Consider the following 18,314-nt stretch of genomic DNA (forward strand, 5'->3'; position numbering starts at 1 on the left):
AGGCGGATCCTGGATCGGATCGTTCACTTCGCGCGCGCAGGCTCCCTTCCCTTGTCCTGACGCATGACGAAAGCCCCCCAGGCCAGCCCCAGCGCCGCGGCGAAGGTGGAGCCGATCAGTACGCCGAGCTTCGCGGGGCCGAGCAGGCTGGGCTCGGAGAAGCCGAGCATGGCGATGAAGATCGACATGGTGAAGCCGATACCCGCGAGCAGCCCGATCAGGATGACGCCTCGCCAGGTGACCCCGCTCGGCAATGCACACCAGCCCAGGCGCACCATCAACCAGGTGATGCTGATGATGCCGAGTGGTTTCCCGACGATGAGCGCGGCGGCCACGCCCAGCAGGACCCAATGCGGTGCCTCGGCAGCCAGGTCGATGCCCTGGAGGCTGACCCCGGCATTGGCAAGGGCGAACAGGGGCATGATGCCGTAGGCGACCCAGGGATGCAGGGCCTGCTGAACGCGTACCACGGGCGGGACCAGTTCGCGCTGAGCATGGCGCAGGCTCTTCAGGGGCGGCATCAGGTCGCTTGCGTCCCGTTCCGGCGATTGGGCCCGGCCGATCAGTTCGCCGGTGATGCGCGAAACACGCTCCAGGGGGCGCTCCCGCATCGGCATGCTGTATACCGGTGTCATCAGGCCGAGCACCACGCCAGCCAGGCTGGGATGCGCCCCGGTCATGAGCAGGCCGGCCCAGGTCACCGCACCCGGAAGCACATAGGCGTAGGCGGTTCCGACGCCGATCTTCTGCAGGCCGAGCACGAGCAGGATGCCCACTGCCGTGATGGCGAAGCCACTGTAGTCGAGGCCTCCTGAGTAGAAGACGGCGATGATCAGGACCGCGATGATGTCGTCGATGACGGCCAGCGCCAGCAGGAACACCCTGACGTTGGCGGGGATGGATTTGCCCAGCAACGCCAGCACGCCCACCGCGAAGGCGATGTCGGTGGCCGTCGGTATGGCCCAGCCCGAGTGCGCGGCGGGGGTGTGGTTTATCGCCAGGTAGATCGCTGCCGGCGCCAGGACACCACCAACAGCCGCTATCATGGGTAATGCCGCCTGGCGCAGGTTGGCCAGGGCACCCTCATGGATTTCCCGGCGGATTTCCATGCCGACGACCAGGAAGAACACGGTCATCAACCCATCGTTTATCCAGAAGTGGAGCGAACGCGAGAACGTGAAGGAGCCGATTCCGATGGACAGCGGAGCGTGCCATAGGGCGTCGTAGCCATGGGCGGCCGGGGAGTTCGCCCACAGCAGGGCGATGACGGCGGCGACCAGCAGGACGGCGCCACTGACGGCTTCGATATGCAGGAAACGTTCAAGGTTGGCGAAGGCGCGTTCGGCCATTCGCTGGGCACGGGGCAGGGGATTCTGTTGCATGCGCACAAGCTCTCCGCGCGGCGGCCCGACCTACGCATTGACCTGTCTCGCCACCCTTGCAGCAGACACCCGGAGCGCAAGTCTACAGGACCCTTTCGCGGTGAGTGAAGTACCAGCGCCTCACGTTCGCACCGTTGCGTAAGCGTCATCACGCTGGCTGGAGAGCCAGGAATTACTCGGCGAAAAAAGCACCCATTTCCCATTTGCGGTAGGGATAGCAGGCCATGCTTGTTACCCTTGATAGGTTTTCCGCTGTGCTTCGGCACACAGATTCAAAGGAGAAAACCCGCAATGAATGCCCCATCCAAGCCAAGGAGTACCCTGAATCCACCGGTGTTCTACAGCAGTGCAGTGCTTATCTTGGTACTGGTGCTCTATGCCTCCGTTTTCCAGGAGCAGGCACAAGCGTTGTTCAACGACGTGCAGCAATGGATCATCACCAATGCCAGCTGGTTCTACATCCTCGCGGTGGCGCTGATCCTGATCAGCGTCGTGTTCCTGGCGGTCAGTCGCTATGGCGATATCAAGCTCGGCCCCGACCACAGCGAGCCGGAGTACCGCAGCAGCAGTTGGTTCGCCATGCTGTTTTCCGCCGGCATGGGCATCGGCCTGATGTTCTTCGGCGTCGCCGAGCCGGTCATGCATTTCACCACGCCGCCGGTGGGTGAGCCGGGCACGGTAGCCGCCGCGCGCGAAGCGATGAAGATCACCTTCTTCCACTGGGGCCTGCACGCCTGGGCGATCTATGCGATGGTCGGGCTGATCCTGGCCTACTTCAGCTTCCGCAAGGGCTTGCCGCTCACGCTGCGTTCGGCGCTCTATCCGCTGATCGGCGAGCGCATCCATGGGCCCATCGGCCATGCCGTGGACATTTTCGCCATCCTCGGCACCGTGTTCGGTGTCGCCACTTCGCTGGGCTATGGCGTGCTGCAGATCAACAGCGGTTTCCACCATCTGTTCGGTTTGCCGGTGAACCCCACCGTGCAGATCGTCCTGATCGCCATTACCTGCGGCCTGGCCACGCTTTCGGTGGCCAGCGGCCTGGATAAGGGCATCCGCATTCTTTCGGAGCTCAACCTGGGGCTGGCGGCGGTGCTGCTGCTCTTCGTGCTGTTGCTGGGCCCCACGGTCTTCCTTCTGCAGACCTACGTACAGAATACCGGCGCCTACCTGTCCGACATCGTCTACAAGACGTTCAATCTCTACGCCTACCAGCCCACGGACTGGATCGGTGGTTGGACCCTGCTGTACTGGGGCTGGTGGTTGTCCTGGTCGCCTTTCGTGGGTCTGTTCATCGCGCGCATCTCGCGTGGCCGGACGATTCGCGAGTTCGTCTGTGGCGTGCTGTTCGTACCGGCCGGTTTCACCCTGCTGTGGATGACGGTTTTCGGTGACTCTGCGATCCACATGATCCTCACCGATGGCGTGCAAGACCTGGCGGCGATAGTCGACCAGGACAGCTCGCTGGCGCTGTTCGCCTTCCTCGAGCATTTCCCGCTGTCGAGCGTGGTGTCCATGGTCGCGGTACTGATGGTGGTGGTGTTCTTCGTCACCTCCGCCGATTCCGGTGCTCTGGTGGTGGATATGCTGGCCTCGTCCGGGCATGACCACTCGCCGCTATGGCAGCGCATCTTCTGGTCGGTGAGCATTGGCGTGGTGGCGATCGCGCTACTGCTGGCCAACGGGCTGAAGGCACTGCAGACCGCGACCATCGCCAGTGCGCTGCCGTTCTCCATCATCCTCCTGGCTTCGATCTGGGGATTGTTCCGTGCGTTGCACCTGGACGCCACCCGCCGCGGCCTGCGCAACCAGACACTGCCGTCGCCGCGCCAGGCGCCCCATGCCCATGGCGGCTGGCAGCGGCGCCTGCGCAACATCGCCATGTTGCCGCGGCGTGCCCACGTGACGCGCTTCATCGCCGAGGTGGCGAGGCCGGCGTGCGAGGAGGTCGCCGCCGAATTGCGCAAGCAGGGCTACGAGGTAACGGTGAGCGAGCGCGAAGACGGCCGCGTGAGCCTGGAACTGGACCACGCCGGCGAAGGCCGCTTCCTCTACGAAGTGCGACCGCGCGCGTTCACCACACCCAGTTTCGTCATGCGTGACACCGAGGAGAGCAGCGATGCGCGCAAGTACTTCCGTGCCGAGGTGCATCTGCGCGAGGGTGGCCAAGACTACGACATCATGGGCTGGAGCCGCGATGACGTGATCAGCGACATTCTCGATCAGTATGAAAGGCACCTGCACTACCTGCACGTCGTCGGCTGAGCGAGCGCGATTCGCTGCGCTAGAGGGGCCGGGACGTTTCGGTGGTCGTCTCGCAGGCCCAGAAATCCACGGCCGGGGTCGCCGTCGTCGGTGGCCCCAGCCAGTGCGACAGCGCCTGGCAGCCGTGTTCGGTGCACAGCTGGTAGTCGCCGGCCTCGGGCGTGCGCCCGGCGTGCAGCGGTTGCAACGGTGGAAGGTGGCGCCGGTAGTGCCAGGCGCCGTCGCGCAGGACCGCACCGTCCGGAATTTCCATGCCGGCGCCGTTGCCGCGCACTCTCGCCTCGCCGAGCAGCAGGCCGGCAGAGGTCACCTGGTAGTCCTCTTCCCAGCGGATCTTCTCGATGCTGTGCTGCCAAGCCAGGGTGAAGTGCTGCAGCGGCAGGCTGGCCCAGACCACCCCGGCCAGCCCCAGGCACAGGCCGGTCATGCCGGCTGTCCGGCCGCGCCGCGATGGCGCCACAGGTGCCAGCCGAGCACAGCCGCGCCCAGGGCGAAGCCGGCCTCGTCGCTGATTGGCAGGGCGAGGATCAGCAGCAGGCCGGCGGCGAACGCCAGGCTGCGCTCCCACCAAGGCATGGGGGCACTGAGGTGGCCGATGGAGGCCATGCCCCAGAGCACCACTGCGAAGATCGCCTTGACCAGCATGTAGAGCGTGGCCGCCCAACTGTCGCCCTGCATCATCAGCGCCGGGTCGTAGACCGCCATGAAGGGCACGACGAAGCCGGCCAGGGCGATGCGCACCGCCCAGAAGCTGATCTTCAGCCCCCTCTCCTGGGCGATGGGGGCGGCGGCGAAGCAGGCCAGGGCCACCGGCGGGGTGAGGTCGGCGAGGATGCCGAAATAGAACACGAACATGTGCGAGACGATCAGCGGCACGCCCAGCTCCAGCAGGGCGGGGGCCGCGATGGAACTGGTGATGATGTAGTTGGGGATGGTCGGGATGCCCATGCCCAGCACCAGGCAGGTGAGCATGGTCAGCACCAGCGAGAGGAACAGGTTATCGCGGCCCAGGTCGAGGATGTAGCCGGCGAAGGTGGTGGCCACCCCGGTCAGCGAGATGACGCCGATGATCACCCCGACCAGGGTGCAGGCGATGCCCACCGGCACCGCGTGGCGGGCGCCTTCGGCCAGGGCCATGACGCAGGCCCGCAGGGTGGCGCGGCCGCCGCGGATGAAGAAGCAGGCCAGCGCCAGGGCGGCGATGACCAGGAAGACGATGCCGATACCCAGGCGGAAGAACCCCGAGCAGAGCACCCCTAGCGCCACCCAGAAGGCGATGCGCAGCCAGGTGTTGCCGGCGCGCAGGATGATCGCCGAGCCGAGGATGACAATGGCAGTCAGCGCTAGGCCGACCATGCCCGAGTACAGCGGGGTACGCCCGGAAAACAGCAGGGCGATCAGCACCAGCAGCGGGATCAGCAGGAACCAGCGCTGGCGCAGCGCGCCCCAGGCGCTTGGGCATTGCTCCGGCGGCAGGCCGTGCAAATGGCTGCGCCGGGCCTCCAGGTGGACCATCCAGTACACCGAGCCGAAATACAGCAGGGCCGGGATCAGCGCCGCCTTGGCCACCTCGGCGTAGGGCACGTTGATGGTCTCGGCCATGATGAAGGCCACCGCCCCCATCACCGGGGGCATGATCTGGCTGCCCATGCTGGAGGTGGCTTCGACGCCGCCAGCGAAGGCCGGCGAGTAACCGAAGCGTTTCATCAACGGAATGGTGAACTGCCCGGTGGTGACCACATTGGCCACCCCGGAGCCGGTGATGGTGCCCATCAGCGCCGAGGAGAACACCGAGACCTTGGCCGGTCCGCCGCTGCGGTGGCCGAACAGGCCCATGGCGAAGTCGGTGAACAGGCGGATCATCCCGGCCTGTTCGAGGAAGGCGCCGAATAGGATGAACAGGTAGATGTAGGTGGCCGACACGTAGGTGGGCGTGCCGTACAGGCCTTCCGTGCCGAAGGATAGCTGGTTGACGATTTGGTCGAAGCCATAGCCGCGGTGCGCCAGGTCGCCCGGCAGGTACTGGCCGAGCAGACCGTAGACGAGGAACAGGGCGCAGATGATCGGCAGGGCGATGCCCATGACGCGCCGGGCGGCCTCGAACACCAGCACGATCAGTACCAGGCCGATGAGCATGTCGCCGTGGGTCAGCTCGCCGGAGCGCTGGATCAGGTCGGCCTCGAAGAACCACTGGTAGGCCGCCGTGGCCATGCCGGCCAGGCCCAGCAGCCAGGCCAGCGGTTGCCAGGGGCGGCCATGGCCGCGCGCCGGGTAGCATAGGTAGACGACCAGCAGCAGGAAGCCCACGTGCACCGCGCGCAGGACCTGGGTGGAGATCAGCGGGAAGGCCGCGGTGGCGACCTGGAAGATCGAGAAGGCCAGGGCGACGGCGAACAGGCTGGCGGGCCAGCGCTCGGTGTCGGCATGCAGGCCGTGGGCGGTATCGCTCATTCGGGGTCTCCTGCGGTGGCCGGCCCCGGCGTGGGGCCGGCCCATGGCTCAGGGAAGCAGACCTTTTTCCTTGTAGAAGCGCTCGGCGCCGGGGTGCAGCGGAATCGGCAGGTTCTTAGCCGCCTTGTCCAGGCTGATGTCCTTGGCCGCCGCATGGGCGGTGACCAGGCGCGGCAGGTTATCGAACAACTGCTTGGTCATCTGGTAAGCCAACTCGTCGCTGACGCCCTCGCGGGTCACAAGGATGTTGACGATGGCCGCGGTGGGTACGTCGGCGTCCTGGCCGTCGTAGGTCTTGGCGGGGATGGTCGCCGGCAGGTAGGCGTTGTTGCCGATCTTCGCCACCACCTCGGCGGGGATCGCCACGAAGCTGACCGGCATGGTTGAGGCCAGGTCGCGGATCGATGCCTGGCCCAGGCCCGAGGACTGCAGGGTGGCGTCGAGTTGGCGGTTCTTGATCAGCTCCACCGATTCGGCGAAGGGCAGGTACTCCACCTTGCCCATGTCCTGGTAGCTCAGCCCGGCGGCCTTGAAGATCGCACGGGCGTTCAGCTCGGTGCCGGACTTGGGCGCGCCGACGGAGATGCGCTTGCCCTTGAGGTCGGCCAGGGAGGTGATCCCCGACTCCTTGCTGGCGACGATCTGGATGTAGTTGGGGTAAGTGCCGGCGATGGCCCGCAGCTTCTTCAGCGGCGTCTTGAAGCCGGCGTCGGCCTCGCCTTTCCAGGCGTCGGCCACCGAGTCGCCAAGAGCGAAGGCCAGTTCGCCGCGGCCGGCCTGCAGCAGGTTGAGGTTCTCCACCGAGGCCTTGGTGGCCTGCACCGAGGTCTTGCTGCCCTCGATGCCGTGGCTGTAGATCTGCGACAGGCCGACGCCCACGGGGTAGTACACCCCGCTGGTGCCGCCGGTGAGGATGTTGATGAAGACAGGGGCGGCCTGGGCGGTGGCGCAGACGGCGAGGAAAGCGGCGCCGGCCAGCGCCAGGCGGGTGCGTCGGATCATGGCTCGGTCTCCAGGTTCTTGTTCTTGTGCCTGAATGACTAACCGTAGAACGCTTGCGCCCGGCTTGCCCAGGTTTTTAGCCGAAAGTCTAAGAGCGCGCGACTGCTTTTAGCTCAGGGTCTATTTGGTGCCAGCTTGTCGAGGACCTGCCGCGCCAGAGCGTGGTACAGCGAGACCGGGGCTATCCAGCCGGAGACCGCCGTGGCCATGACCGTGGCTGCCAGCATGGGGATGACCAGGTCGGGGCTGTGGGAGAGTTCCAGGACGATCACCGAGGCGGTCAGCGGCGAGCGCGTCACCCCGGCGAGGTAGGCGCCCATGCCCAGTAGCGCGCAGGTCTGCGGGTTGACGTCGGGCAACTGGGCCAGCAGCGGGGCGAAGGCCGCGCCTATGCTCAGCGAAGGGGAAAATAATCCCCCAGGGATGCCCGCCAGATATGAGACTACGTTGGCTAGGAACTTCCACAGCAAGAAGCCCTGGTCGGTCACCGGGTGGCCTTCGAGCAGGGCGCGGGTTTCCTCGTAGCCGGTGCCGAACACGTGGTTGCCCGAGGCCTGCCCCAGCAGCGCCAGCAGCAGGCCGCAGGCGCCGGCGAAGCGCACCGGGAAGCGTTCTCGCAGGCGGCACATGCGACCGGCAGTACCAGCTTGACGTAGAGCCCGCCCAGCAGGCCGCCGAGCAGCGCGCAGGCCGGCACCTCGCTCCAGCCCCAGCCCGCCGGCAGATTGCCGCCGATCTCGCCGAAGTAGGAGTAGTTGCCCATCAGCCCGAGGGTGACGGCGCCGCCGATCAGCACCGCGGTCAGCACCAGGCCGCTGAAGCGCTGCTCGAAGGTGCGGCTGAGCTCCTCGATGGCGAACACGATGCCGGCCAGCGGCGTGTTGAAGGCCGCGGCGATGCCGGCCGCGCCACCGGCGAGGATCAGCCCGGCGATGGTGCGCCGGCCATGCAGCCCCAGGCGCCGGCCGAAGGCGTAGATGACCGCGGCGCCGACGTGCACCGTGGGCCCTTCGCGCCCCACCGAGCCGCCCACCAGCAGCGCACCCAGGGTGAAGAGCATGCGTACGGCGGCCACCGGCAGCGCCAGCACCTGGGCGCGGAAACGCCGCGAAGGCGACTCCAGCGCGGCGATCACCTGGGGAATGCCACTGCCCTTGGCCTCGACGAACCAGTGCTGGGTGATCCAGGCCAGCAGGGCGAAACCCGCGGGGGTGACAAGCAGCGGCAGCCAGGGGGAGACGCCGAGCATGCGCTTGAACAGGGCGAAGGACTGGTCCGCCAGCCAGGCGAAGGCCAGCGCCACCAGGCCCACCAGCAGCGCGCCGACCCAGAACGCCAGGCGCTGTCGCCATTCCAGCCAGCGGGGCCGGCGGAAGCGTCGGGGGCGGGCAGGGGAGGCTTGTTCTGCGTTGGCTGGGCTGGGTTGCTCGGACATCGACGGGGCCTGGATCGGGGGCAAGCGCCGATTATGGCCATCTTCTTCTGGTCCGCCTATGGGACTGGCATCGGGGAGGAAAGAGCGTTCAAGACGTCATTTGTACTCGACGGCGGACTCCAGTTGCGTGGAAACCGCCGTGTCTGACTTTCTGCAGCGCGCTGCAGAGCGTTCGTAATTTTCGAAGTTGCTAGGCAAGCGTCCGCTTCAAGGCGTCCTGACCTTGAGTGCGCCGGTCAACGGCGGGCTCTCGTAAGCCCACCGCAGCCGAACAGGTACATAGGCGGTGAGGGCCCATTGCTAGTGCCCCATCAATGAGTCAATCCCGTCAGGCTTGTCGTGAACTCCAAACCGATCAACCAGCGTTGCAGTTGCTTGGTTCATGCCGATGACATCCACCTGGACTCCAGCGCGACGCAGTTTGAGGACTACCTTATCCAGCGCCGCAACGGCTGTGATATCCCAGAAATGCGCCTCTCGCAGATCTACCGTCAGGGTTGCTAAGACGATCCATGGTCACCGGCGGCTTGTGGCTGTAGAACTCAATTGCTCTTGCAGTTTAGCTGCTGACCTCGCCAGGTTTTCCAGGCATTCTCCCAGCCTTGCTGGTGATCCGTAGCCGGAGAGATTACAACCTGACTGCAAGCGTATGGAGGTAGCCGTTCCAGGTAGGCCTTGGCTAGCGATGCGGGGATCACGTTGTCTGCGTCACCCTCCAGATGTCGCTGTGGTATTGAAGCCAGCCGATCCCGATAGTCCAACGGATCCAGCGAACCGTCGAGGGGCGAGAGCCCTTTCATTTGTGCCCAAAGCCTAGGGCTGAGGTTGCCGGCCAGAGTCTGGACCTGAGTAATGTCGTCTCGTTGAGCTGCCAGCAGCAGTGCCAGTGCTGCCCCGCCGGAATACCCCACCAGCTCGAACTCCCGATTGCCGTAACGTTGCTTCAACTGATCCAGCGTCTGGCTGAGGTTGGTGACCACCTCCTGGGAAAAGCGCCGATTAGTCCAGAGCGCAGGTTCGCAACTCGGTACCATCACGAATTGGCAAGGCCGCGCCAGGTAGGCATTCGGCGTCGGATCGTCCACGGCCAGCCGCGCCACCAGCAGGTTGTGCGGGCTCGGATCCAGGCTGGGTTGTGTCGCCGTGGCCCAGGCATGGCCATCGCCCTCCAGGTAGACGCGCAGGCGAGTGACTTTCGTGGCGCTCTGCGGTGGAAGCATGGCCAACGGGAACGGCTGCCCCGGCAGTATCTCCAGTTGTCGCCCACGCTCATCCGCCAACTGCTGCAGCGCTTCGCGGGGCGACTGGCAGCCGGCTAGCAGGACGCCCACCAGCAGCGCCAATAGGGTTCGAAGAAAACCGGCCCACAGAGGTGGGCCGGAAAGGTAGTGGCTCATCAGAAGTCGTAACGAACCTTGGCGGTTAAGGTGTCGGCATTGAAGTCAGTCTTGCCGGTGTAGTCGTAGCTGACTCCAACCGTGACCGCGCCCAGATGGTAGTCTGCACCGACACCCGCTTCGTAGCTGTTGCGTACGGCCTTGGCACCTTGGCTTACGAAGGGCGTGCCACTCAGCACAAAGGTCGACGTGCTCTGGGCTTCATCGGCAGCGAAGTCATGGTAGGCCATCAGCTTGGCCTGCGGCTGCAGGTTGCCATTGCCGACCGGGAAGTCGCCCGCCACTCGCACACCAGCCCCCAGTTCCGCCACCTCGTAGCGCTGGCTATCGACCTTGAGCGCCGCCGACGAACCCTTCTCGTGGTAGCCATCGATGTCGACGCGCGCATAGCGAGCGGCCAGACGCGGCTCGATGAGGATCTGCTCGTTCAGGTGATAGGTGTAGCCACCGACCACATTGGCGCCCAGCACCTGGCTGTCGTAATCGCCCTTGGCGGTGGTGCCGGCGACGTGGCGTTTGCTCTCGTTGTCGTTGATCCCGTAGCTCAAGTTGGCATCGACGAAGTAGTTGCCTTGTTCGAAGCCGCTGTACAGGGTGAGAGCATTGCCGTCGACATCGGTGGTGTTGCCGCTGTCGCTGTTCACGCTGGTGTGCAGGAAGCTGTAGGCCACGCCCAGGGTCAGCTGATCGGTGAGCTTGCCATCGGCGCCGATGGCGATGCCGCGGCTGTAGGCGTTGAAGCCGGCCACGCCGTCACGCAGATCCTGGTTGGCGTCGCTGTACAGCGCCTGGGCCCAGATGCCGGTGTTCTGCAGCACATCGCCCGAAGACGCACCGCGTAGGCTGCTGGTGCGATTGCCGGTGACGTTGCTCATCAGCGTCTGCCCACTGGTGGCAGCCTGGGTTGCGCCACCGTTCACCTCTGGGGCCAGCTGCTCAGCCAGTTGCTTCAGCGCCACCGGATCCTGCGAGGCATTCACGTAGGCCTGGAACACCGGATCGTCGGGATTGCTCTGCGCCAGTCCAGTAATCACCTGGCTAAAGGCCGCGCCTGCACGTTGGGCGTTGGCCGAGCCGCCAATCTGACCGATCACCTCACCGACTTCGTCCTGGCCCTTGGTGCTGACCTTGGCCAGGATCTGGTTGTCGCCACTGCTGACGGTGTCGACGTTCAGCAGGGCCGAGCGGCTGGTCACGCTCACGCCTTCATCCTGCAGGGTGCCGGCTTGGACCAAGGTATAGGTCGTGCCCTGGGCCTTGAAGTCATTGCCCTGGGCCGCCAGCTGGATCTGCGAGCCCTTGGCGAATTCCGCCGTGCCGGAGACCGCAACCACGGCCTTGTTCGGATCCGTGGCCGAACTCAGGTTAAGCCCCAGCGAGGAGTTGCCCGCCACATCCAGGTTGCCCTGGATCGTGGTGTGCGGCTGAGCGAATTCCAAGTGTGCCGGCGTGTTGGCAGCATCGCTACCAACATCCAGCCAACCGGCGTCCTTCAGGCGGATGTTCGCGCCATCGGTACTGGCGTCGGTACCGCTGAAGGTCACGTCGCCGTTCACTTCGATATTGGATAGGTCGATCAGGTTGCCGGTGATGCTGCCGGCGTTCCAGATCAGGTGCACGCCGCCGCTAGCCTGGGAGGCATCAATGGCTTCGTCTTTGGAAATCAAATTGCCGCTGTTCTGGATGACCAGGGTATTGCTGGCGTTCGCGCCGTCGATATCGAAGGCACCGACCTCGATGGCGGCATCGTCAGCCTGGATCGTGCCGGTGTTGAGCACCTGGACCGGCGCATTGGCAAAGCTCACGCCATCGAGACGTAGCGCGGTTGCATCATCGCCGCTGGCCAGGATGCTGCCATGGTTCTCGATCCCGCCGAGGTCCACCCGATCCGGACCACCGATGTCATCGTCATAGGTGGCGAGGATTGCCGTCGAACCGGCGCCGCTGACCTGGATCAGGCCATCGTTGATCAGCTTGCCAGCGATGGTGCCGCCCTTGAGCTGAATGCCCGTGGCCTCTTTGCCATCGGCGAGGATCTTGCCGCTCGCAGCGTTGACCAGGTCCCCCTGCAACACCGACTGGCCGGCGAACTTGAGGCCACGGATACCGTCGCCCTCGAGCACACCACCAGCCACCTGCAGGGTACCTTCATTGACCAGGTTGCCGTGGATGATGGCCGGATCGATCAGCAGGCCGGTAACGCCGGCGCCATTCACCGTGATGCTGCCCTTGTTTTGCAGGTTGCCGAACACCTCGGTCGGCGCGCCGATGGGCGAGGGAGCGTCATCATCGCCGGCGTAGGACAGGTCGACACCGTTGAGGTCATCGCCGGTGGCTTGGATCTGGGCATTGAGCACCAGGTCGTGGTTGAAGGTGTCGCTGTAGAGGCGAAGGGGCTGGTCGCTGCCAGTGAAGGCACCGGTGACTTCGGTGCTGTCGGTGTAGGTGTTGCCTTCGCTATCCAAGCCGCTGTTGGTCAACGTCAGGGCGTGTGCAGCGAGGGGCAGGGCACTGGCGGAAATCGCCAGGGCGAGCAGGGTTTTGCGGTACGTCGGGGTCATGGGTTCAGGTCCTTGAGTGTGTGTGGCTGTGGTGCTTTGCTCTTCTGGGATGTGTCTCGACGGGCAGTTCCTGGGTTTTCAAAAAACAAAAAGGTCCCCGCTCCGCCCACGGCCAAGCGAGGGCCGTGGGCGGAGTTGGGTATTCCGAGTGGGGGTTAAGAGAAGCTAGGGATTAGCTGTCGAAGCTGAAGTCGTAGTCGCCCTCGCTGGTGGAAATGGAAACCTCGACGACCTTCTGGCAGTAGCGCGAGTCGACCTTCAGCACTTCGCCGAAGGTCATCTTGTGCGGCAGGTCTTCCCAGACGTAGCGCTTACAGTTCCCTCGATTCACTTCCACACTGTTGATGGTGACCTCGTTCTTCTTGGAGGTGATTTGGAGCTGTGGGCTGCCCCACATTTCGTTCTGTCCCAGTTCAACGGTAATGGGCGGCTTGGAATCGCAACCGGTCAGCGCAGCGACGATCAGGAGCAGGGGGAGGTACTTCTTCATCGAAAAGATTCCTGTGAAAGAGCTCCGGGCTACCAGGCGGAGCGGCAGAGGTTTTTCTTGCTGGTCAGGGGTTGGAGAACCTGGGAAAGGTTCTGGGTCGGGAGCTTCACCGTCTGCCCTCCGGCGCTGAGCTGCAGGGTGCGGGCCTTGCGCAGCGCCGCCCAGAAGCCCGGGAAGCTGGAACTGCAGGCTTCACAGTCGGTGTAGAAGGGGTTGCTGAAGGTGGTGCCGTCGACGATGACGTCGAAGCCGTCATGTTCAGAGGAGTACCGCTTACCGGCGATGGTGGCGTAGGCGGAGACGGAGCTTTCGTCATCGTCCGGGCAGGCGATGTCCAATTGGTTGCCGTTGCCGTCGTCGACCAGGTGTTCTTCGACGCCTTGGGTGTAGCTGGAAGTCCATTCGTAGGTGCCGGCAAAAGCGGTGCTGGTGGCCAGCCAGCCAAGGAGAGAAGCCAGGAGCAGTTGCTTGTGCATGGGGACAATCCCTGTATCGAGTGAAGAAAGATCACCAATAAAGTCGAAAATCAACCTTTTGAGGTGATTTTCGACCTGTGGTGTTCTTCATGTCAATGAGGTGGTGCCCAACCATTCAGGTTGAATGGGAGAGGTATCATGTCTGGTACGGATCAGAAAGCACTGGCTGAAGCGGTAGGGCGGGCGATTGCTAAGCAGCGCATGCGCTGTGGGATGACGCAGGACGAAGTGGCGGAGATCCTGGGCGTGGGGAATGAGGCGGTGTCACGCATCGAGCGCGGAATCGTCATGCCCAACATTGCCCGGCTGTTCGAGTTCGCGACTATCTTCAATTGCAACGCGATGGAACTGCTGAGCGAGGCCAGCTTGCGCCCGGATGACCAGGCCACGCGGATCAGCGGATTGCTGAATGCCTTGGAGGAGAGCGACCGTCAGTTGGTCGTAGAGATGGTCGAACGGTTAAGTGAGCGACTTAGTCGCGGGTGAGGGGGGCCACTTCAGCCAGCAGAGTTGAGCTAGCGGCGCGGTATGGGCTCTTCGTTGTACTTCGCCCCGCAACGAAGACAGAGGCAGTCGTATTCCATGAACTGGAAGCGGCGCACGTCGCGAATGAAATCGCCGGTGCTGTTCCAGTTCGCCGCCGCGCCGCAGACGCCATCGAGCATCAGGTTGAACGCGCGCTCCAGCGGGCTTTCGCAATGCAGGTCCGAGGTAATCGGCTGCTGCTGGGCAGGTGACTGCTGGATGCCGCGCAAGAAACCGTCCAGCGTGCCCATCAGCCGAGCCAGTGCTTTGGCGGCATCCTTGGACAGCACCACGGAAGAGTTACAGATCAGACACCGTGTGATCATGGTGAGTGCTCCTGTTAGGCGGAAAGTTGAAATGAGAAATCGGCGAGTAGGAGCCCCGACGGCTCCTGCTTATGCCGCCAGGGGACTAGAGGGAAATGCGGAGCCTGACCCGTTGGAGGAGTCGGTGGAGCAGGACAAGCGCCAGCACAATTACTAGCGCCAGCGGCCAGAAACGAAACATGAGCACCAGCAACGCAACAGCCACCGTACAACTGGCCAGTACGCCGATGAACACGAACAGCAAACCAATGAAACGCACTAGGCTCATGGCGCGATCCTCCTCGTAGGTTGAAGGGTGGGGGATGCCGCGGACATCAGTCCGCGGCATGTTGGGCCCGAGCTTCGGCGCGGGCTTTCAGCAGCGTCGACAGGGTGGGTTTCGGCGTAGTGAGCGGTTCCGCTACTGGAGCGGCCGAAGGGGGCGACTCGGGGGCCGGCTCCGGGAAGAACTCTTCGGCGATGGCCCCGGTCTCCTCGTCGCTGTCCTCGAAAGCGCCGTTGGCAAAGCCCAGCCGCGCCGTGGCATCCAGCGCCACCTGGTCGAAGCCGGAGGCCTGGCGCGCTTCATCGAGTTCCCGGGCTTGTAGCAGCGCTTCCTCCATCGACAGGCCACTGCGCACCGTGATGTCGACGTAGAAGATCGGCGAGCCGTGGCTTTGCCGGGTGGACTTGCCGCGCAGACGCAGCTCCAGCGGCAGGCACGCCAGGCGGTTGCCGGAAATCGCCTGCAGGTACTGCAGTCGCGCTGCGAGGGTGCGGATGCTGTTGAAGCCGGTGGTGCGGAACACGAAGCTGCCCAGCGGATCCTCATCGCCGATGGCGACGTTGAGGCGACCGTAGGGCTTGCAGGCACCACCCTTGGCCAACGGACAGCCATCCGGCGAAGGGCAGGGCAGCGAGGCGATACCGTCCTGACCCCGGCGCTTACAGGTCTCACCGTTGCCGACACACAGCGGCCGCCCGGATTGCCGATCGAACAGGCAGTACTCGGCGCGGAAATTCAGCTCCGGCGCGTTGAACAACAGGCGGATCGGAATGCTGCGGATCTTGCCGCCCTGCGCTTTGCGCAGTTCCTCGTCCAGGGGATGGGCCAACCAGCCATCCAGCAGCTGGACCTGCGAAGTGAGGGTGAATTGATCGTCCTTCTCCGGCAGTCGCTTGCCGTTCTTCTCGACGACCTTGCCGATGGAAATCCGCCCGAGCACTGGCGGGGTAATGGCCAAGCCTTTGAGCATGGTGGTTCTCCAGTGGATGAATAAAAAAGACCACCCCGGCGCAGGGATGACGCCGAGGTGGTCAAGGGGGGAAGCGATATCAGATGATCAGGAAGCGCCGGCTGCCGAGCTTGGTGGCGGGGTAGCGCGCCAGTAGGTAGGGCTTTTCCTTGAGCAGCAGGGGCACATCGAGCACCACGCTGTCCTTGGCCTTGCGCCAGGACACGGCGCCATTGGCGAACAGCGCCCGGCTGGCATCGCCCATGGCCTGCTGCAGTTGCTGCTTCAACTCGGCCTCGCGCTTGCCCTGGGCCTCCAGGCTGGCGCGTACCATCTGCAGCTCATCGAAGGCGGCCGACAACACCGGATCCTGAGTGAAGTCCAGGGTGTGGCCGTGGTCCTCCGGGTACAGGCAGCGCAGGGCCTGCTCCGCCGAGTCGGAACCATCCGCCGGCGGTGGCGTATCGCGTTGCACGTAGCCCCAGAAGTCGCGCTCCAGCTCGATCAAGCGGCCGATGAGCTCCTCGTCGCGCTCAATGCGATGGATCTCCAGGTGCTGGCCACCGAGCAACACGGCTACGTCGGCTGCCTGCTTGCCGGTGACCGCCAACTGGTGCATCACCTGCAGTTGCACGTACACCGGTACACCGTCCTTCCACAGGCGAGCGCCATTGATACCGGCGGTCTTGCACTCAAGGATCTGCACGTCGCTGGCGCCGATCACCTCGCGGTCGATGTTGGCCAGCATCCAGTCCAGTTTCGGATCCGGATGCTGCAGCACGGCATTGATCCGCCGTACCCGGTTGCCGGTACGGCGGGCATAGTGGTTGGCGACGATGGGCTCCAAGATGTTGCCCCAGTAGGTTGGGCTTTCCTCGTCGTTCGGATCGCTCTTGGGCAGCCCAGCGTCGCGGCCGGTCTTTTCCAGCCACAGTTCCAGCTGCGACTTGTAGGGGTTGAGGCCGACCGCGGCCGCAGCGTCAGAACTGCCAATACCGTGTTTGCGTACCGCCAGCCAGTCATCGCGGGACAGATCCTTGGTACCGACCAGGCGCAGGGCAGGGCGCTGCCGTGCCCTGTTGGGTGTGGAATGGGCGTGAGTCATGAGGCTTTTTCTCCGGACATAAAAATGCCCGGCCGGCAGAGCCGGTCGGGCATCGTGGGAGGAATGAAGAGGGCCATGGCCGTCAGGCCATCAACGGGAGGACCGCATCCAGGTGGCGCTGCGATCACTCCCGCTTACTGGGCTACAGCGCCGGCTGTGGCGGTCGCCGACTGACGTCGCCGAGCATGATGGGCGCGAACCTTGTCGCGCCAGGCGGGAGAGAGTTCCTTGGCCAGGTCGAGATAGCGCAGCGGGCAACTGTAGTAGTACGGCGCCATGGACTCATCCATGGCCTTGTACCCCCACTCACCGCCACGGCGTTGCAGCAGATCACAGCGGATGTAGCGCATGGACTCGCCGGGAGCGAGGCCTGGGTGAACGCCTTCGGTTTTCGCTGTCACTTCGCTGACCGACCACAGCACATTGCCCCGCAGGGTGTGGGCAATGACTCGAACGTGGGCGCGAGCCTGGTCTTCAGGTCGGGTCAGATCTCGGATCAGCTCTGACCGGGTACGGGATGAGAACAGCCAGCCCATGAGAGAGGCCTCCAATGAAACACCGGAGTCCACTCCACAGGAGCGGAACCCCGGCGGGTGGAAGAGAGCGCCCAATGCTGTGGTACTTGCGAGCAATCGCTGTAGCCGCAGAACTGCTTGGGCGAAGATGAATAGCGAGAGGAGGGAACTGTCGTCAGGCTACCAGCTGCAGGGCCACATCCAGGGCACGTTGTTTGATCACTGCCCCTTGGCCGAACCAGGCCGAGTCCATGCGGTATTCGTTGCTGCGTGCGCGTCGCTCGTGGTCTACGTACTCGGTGACGGCATTGAGCAGACCCCAAGCGGTGCCGTTGGCAGCCTCCAACTGCGAACCACGACCGCGGCCTTCGTACAGGCTTTGCACTCGACGCAGCGCACGCTCGTTCGGCAGGGCATCCGGTAACGGATTGTTGGGCTGGGCGTCGCAGAGCACTTGCATGAAATAGCCCATAGCTTCGTGCCACTGCACTTTGCGCTCGGCGAGATGACGCATGCGGTACATGAACTCGTCCCATTGCGAGACGGCGATGCCCAGTTGCTTTTTCACCACCTGGGCATCGAAGCGGGTGCTGTGCGGCACCTTGATCGCCCGGGTAGCACCGTCGACGGCGATGGTCAGAGTGTTGTTGCAGACTACCCGTACGGTGGTCGGCGTCGCCGTGGTGGCCAGGGTGCCGTCGCAAGAGGTGGCCAGCAGCAGGTAGCCGTTGACCAGGTCGTTGCCCTTCAGCGAGGTGTTTTGCCCAGTGCGTGCCAGTGCCCAGAATTTGCGGCCGCCCTTGAGCACACCAGCGGTTTCCAACTCGTAGCCAGAGACCTGGGTCAGGTCGCGATAGAACTCCAACACCTCTCGCGGCTGCACCACCTGATAGCGCTGGGAGACTACCGAGAGCGGAGCCTTGGTATCGGAGCGGTAGAGCACCTTCTGTTCGGGGAAAGAATGGATGCTACCCAGGTGACCGACTGCGTCGGCTTTGAAATGGACCGGGCTTTCCTGGATTTGCCAGTCCATGCCAGCTTCTCGCTGCCAGGCTTCCAGCGGTTGTTTCGGGGAGAGGCGACTGCCCAGGCCATGCCAGGGAGCTTCGCCGACATAGGCCATACGTTCGATGAGATGAGCCATGATGAGTTTCCTGTGAGCAATAGCCG

The 18,314-nt window shown here is 64.2% G+C and carries 16 protein-coding genes and 2 pseudogenes; 2 read left to right on the top strand and 16 right to left on the bottom strand.

Annotated elements, in window-relative coordinates; translation table 11 throughout:
• Positions 1–23: 23 nt before the first annotated feature.
• Positions 24–1,382, bottom strand: coding sequence for a Na+/H+ antiporter NhaA (gene nhaA, locus FG99_RS28455; protein ID WP_043273547.1), 1,359 nt, complete (start codon positions 1,380–1,382; stop codon positions 24–26).
• Positions 1,383–1,673: 291 nt separating this feature from the next.
• Between nhaA and FG99_RS28460 the strand changes: the two genes are divergently transcribed.
• Complete coding sequence (locus FG99_RS28460; RefSeq protein WP_024767252.1) at positions 1,674–3,647, top strand: BCCT family transporter; 1,974 nt, start codon at positions 1,674–1,676, stop codon at positions 3,645–3,647.
• 19 nt (positions 3,648–3,666) lie between these two features.
• On the opposite strand, the gene FG99_RS28465 is transcribed toward FG99_RS28460, so the two are convergent.
• The 9 genes and pseudogenes from FG99_RS28465 to FG99_RS28500 form a co-directional block, all read right to left on the bottom strand.
• Positions 3,667–4,074 (bottom strand): DUF1850 domain-containing protein, encoded by a 408-nt coding sequence (locus tag FG99_RS28465; protein WP_024767251.1) that lies wholly within the window; start codon positions 4,072–4,074, stop codon positions 3,667–3,669.
• A complete protein-coding gene (locus FG99_RS28470) occupies positions 4,071–6,098 on the bottom strand; it encodes a TRAP transporter permease (RefSeq protein WP_043273548.1) in 2,028 nt (675 codons plus the stop codon). Before FG99_RS28470 ends, FG99_RS28465 begins: the two co-directional genes overlap by 4 nt.
• A 48-nt stretch (positions 6,099–6,146) precedes the next feature.
• Positions 6,147–7,100, bottom strand: coding sequence for a TAXI family TRAP transporter solute-binding subunit (locus FG99_RS28475; protein ID WP_043273549.1), 954 nt, complete (start codon positions 7,098–7,100; stop codon positions 6,147–6,149).
• Positions 7,101–7,213: 113 nt separating this feature from the next.
• Positions 7,214–8,535 (bottom strand): annotated as a pseudogene (locus tag FG99_RS28480) (chloride channel protein).
• A gap of 300 nt (positions 8,536–8,835) precedes the next feature.
• Positions 8,836–9,039, bottom strand: a pseudogene (locus FG99_RS31730) (STAS domain-containing protein); the annotation flags it as partial.
• Between the two features lie 38 nt (positions 9,040–9,077).
• Positions 9,078–9,932, bottom strand: a complete 855-nt coding sequence (locus tag FG99_RS28485) for an alpha/beta hydrolase (RefSeq protein ID WP_043273550.1) — start codon at positions 9,930–9,932, stop codon at positions 9,078–9,080.
• Positions 9,932–12,493 carry an autotransporter family protein gene (locus FG99_RS28490; RefSeq protein ID WP_043273553.1) on the bottom strand — a complete coding sequence of 854 codons (2,562 nt, stop codon included), beginning with the start codon at positions 12,491–12,493 and terminating at the stop codon, positions 9,932–9,934. Before FG99_RS28490 ends, FG99_RS28485 begins: the two co-directional genes overlap by 1 nt.
• A gap of 172 nt (positions 12,494–12,665) precedes the next feature.
• Positions 12,666–12,983, bottom strand: coding sequence for a lipoprotein (locus FG99_RS28495; protein WP_043273554.1), 318 nt, complete (start codon positions 12,981–12,983; stop codon positions 12,666–12,668).
• A gap of 29 nt (positions 12,984–13,012) precedes the next feature.
• Positions 13,013–13,459, bottom strand: a complete 447-nt coding sequence (locus FG99_RS28500) for a hypothetical protein (protein WP_043273555.1) — start codon at positions 13,457–13,459, stop codon at positions 13,013–13,015.
• Between the two features lie 138 nt (positions 13,460–13,597).
• Here FG99_RS28500 and FG99_RS28505 point away from each other — a divergent pair, with 138 nt between their 5' ends.
• Positions 13,598–13,945, top strand: coding sequence for a helix-turn-helix domain-containing protein (locus tag FG99_RS28505; protein WP_043273556.1), 348 nt, complete (start codon positions 13,598–13,600; stop codon positions 13,943–13,945).
• Positions 13,946–13,974: 29 nt separating this feature from the next.
• Here FG99_RS28505 and FG99_RS28510 read toward each other — a convergent pair whose 3' ends face one another.
• The 6 genes from FG99_RS28510 to FG99_RS28535 all read right to left on the bottom strand — a co-directional run bounded on the left by FG99_RS28510 (position 13,975) and on the right by FG99_RS28535 (position 18,288).
• Complete coding sequence (locus FG99_RS28510; RefSeq protein WP_034077538.1) at positions 13,975–14,310, bottom strand: hypothetical protein; 336 nt, start codon at positions 14,308–14,310, stop codon at positions 13,975–13,977.
• 85 nt (positions 14,311–14,395) lie between these two features.
• Complete coding sequence (locus FG99_RS28515; RefSeq protein ID WP_043273558.1) at positions 14,396–14,578, bottom strand: hypothetical protein; 183 nt, start codon at positions 14,576–14,578, stop codon at positions 14,396–14,398.
• A 46-nt stretch (positions 14,579–14,624) separates the two neighbouring features.
• Positions 14,625–15,545: a recombination directionality factor gene (locus FG99_RS28520; protein WP_043273559.1), complete on the bottom strand. Its 921-nt coding sequence runs from the start codon at positions 15,543–15,545 to the stop codon at positions 14,625–14,627.
• A 79-nt stretch (positions 15,546–15,624) separates the two neighbouring features.
• Positions 15,625–16,629 (bottom strand): YqaJ viral recombinase family nuclease, encoded by a 1,005-nt coding sequence (locus FG99_RS28525; RefSeq protein ID WP_043273560.1) that lies wholly within the window; start codon positions 16,627–16,629, stop codon positions 15,625–15,627.
• Positions 16,630–16,763: 134 nt separating this feature from the next.
• Positions 16,764–17,165 (bottom strand): hypothetical protein, encoded by a 402-nt coding sequence (locus FG99_RS28530; RefSeq protein ID WP_023101168.1) that lies wholly within the window; start codon positions 17,163–17,165, stop codon positions 16,764–16,766.
• A gap of 154 nt (positions 17,166–17,319) precedes the next feature.
• Positions 17,320–18,288 (bottom strand): DUF932 domain-containing protein, encoded by a 969-nt coding sequence (locus FG99_RS28535; protein WP_043273562.1) that lies wholly within the window; start codon positions 18,286–18,288, stop codon positions 17,320–17,322.
• Positions 18,289–18,314: the final 26 nt, after the last annotated feature.

Origin of the sequence: Pseudomonas sp. AAC (assembly GCF_000725445.1) — a bacterium.
GTDB lineage: Bacteria > Pseudomonadota > Gammaproteobacteria > Pseudomonadales > Pseudomonadaceae > Pseudomonas > Pseudomonas citronellolis.

What these genes read in the sequence shown, in the direction of transcription:
- nhaA (WP_043273547.1), bottom strand. Translation starts at nt 1,382, where the DNA reads ATGCAACAGAATCCCCTGCCCCGTGCCCAGCGAATGGCCGAACGCGCC.
- FG99_RS28460 (WP_024767252.1), top strand. Translation starts at nt 1,674, where the DNA reads ATGAATGCCCCATCCAAGCCAAGGAGTACCCTGAATCCACCGGTGTTC.
- FG99_RS28465 (WP_024767251.1), bottom strand. Translation starts at nt 4,074, where the DNA reads ATGACCGGCCTGTGCCTGGGGCTGGCCGGGGTGGTCTGGGCCAGCCTG.
- FG99_RS28470 (WP_043273548.1), bottom strand. Translation starts at nt 6,098, where the DNA reads ATGAGCGATACCGCCCACGGCCTGCATGCCGACACCGAGCGCTGGCCC.
- FG99_RS28475 (WP_043273549.1), bottom strand. Translation starts at nt 7,100, where the DNA reads ATGATCCGACGCACCCGCCTGGCGCTGGCCGGCGCCGCTTTCCTCGCC.
- FG99_RS28485 (WP_043273550.1), bottom strand. Translation starts at nt 9,932, where the DNA reads ATGAGCCACTACCTTTCCGGCCCACCTCTGTGGGCCGGTTTTCTTCGA.
- FG99_RS28490 (WP_043273553.1), bottom strand. Translation starts at nt 12,493, where the DNA reads ATGACCCCGACGTACCGCAAAACCCTGCTCGCCCTGGCGATTTCCGCC.
- FG99_RS28495 (WP_043273554.1), bottom strand. Translation starts at nt 12,983, where the DNA reads ATGAAGAAGTACCTCCCCCTGCTCCTGATCGTCGCTGCGCTGACCGGT.
- FG99_RS28500 (WP_043273555.1), bottom strand. Translation starts at nt 13,459, where the DNA reads ATGCACAAGCAACTGCTCCTGGCTTCTCTCCTTGGCTGGCTGGCCACC.
- FG99_RS28505 (WP_043273556.1), top strand. Translation starts at nt 13,598, where the DNA reads ATGTCTGGTACGGATCAGAAAGCACTGGCTGAAGCGGTAGGGCGGGCG.
- FG99_RS28510 (WP_034077538.1), bottom strand. Translation starts at nt 14,310, where the DNA reads ATGATCACACGGTGTCTGATCTGTAACTCTTCCGTGGTGCTGTCCAAG.
- FG99_RS28515 (WP_043273558.1), bottom strand. Translation starts at nt 14,578, where the DNA reads ATGAGCCTAGTGCGTTTCATTGGTTTGCTGTTCGTGTTCATCGGCGTA.
- FG99_RS28520 (WP_043273559.1), bottom strand. Translation starts at nt 15,545, where the DNA reads ATGCTCAAAGGCTTGGCCATTACCCCGCCAGTGCTCGGGCGGATTTCC.
- FG99_RS28525 (WP_043273560.1), bottom strand. Translation starts at nt 16,629, where the DNA reads ATGACTCACGCCCATTCCACACCCAACAGGGCACGGCAGCGCCCTGCC.
- FG99_RS28530 (WP_023101168.1), bottom strand. Translation starts at nt 17,165, where the DNA reads ATGGGCTGGCTGTTCTCATCCCGTACCCGGTCAGAGCTGATCCGAGAT.
- FG99_RS28535 (WP_043273562.1), bottom strand. Translation starts at nt 18,288, where the DNA reads ATGGCTCATCTCATCGAACGTATGGCCTATGTCGGCGAAGCTCCCTGG.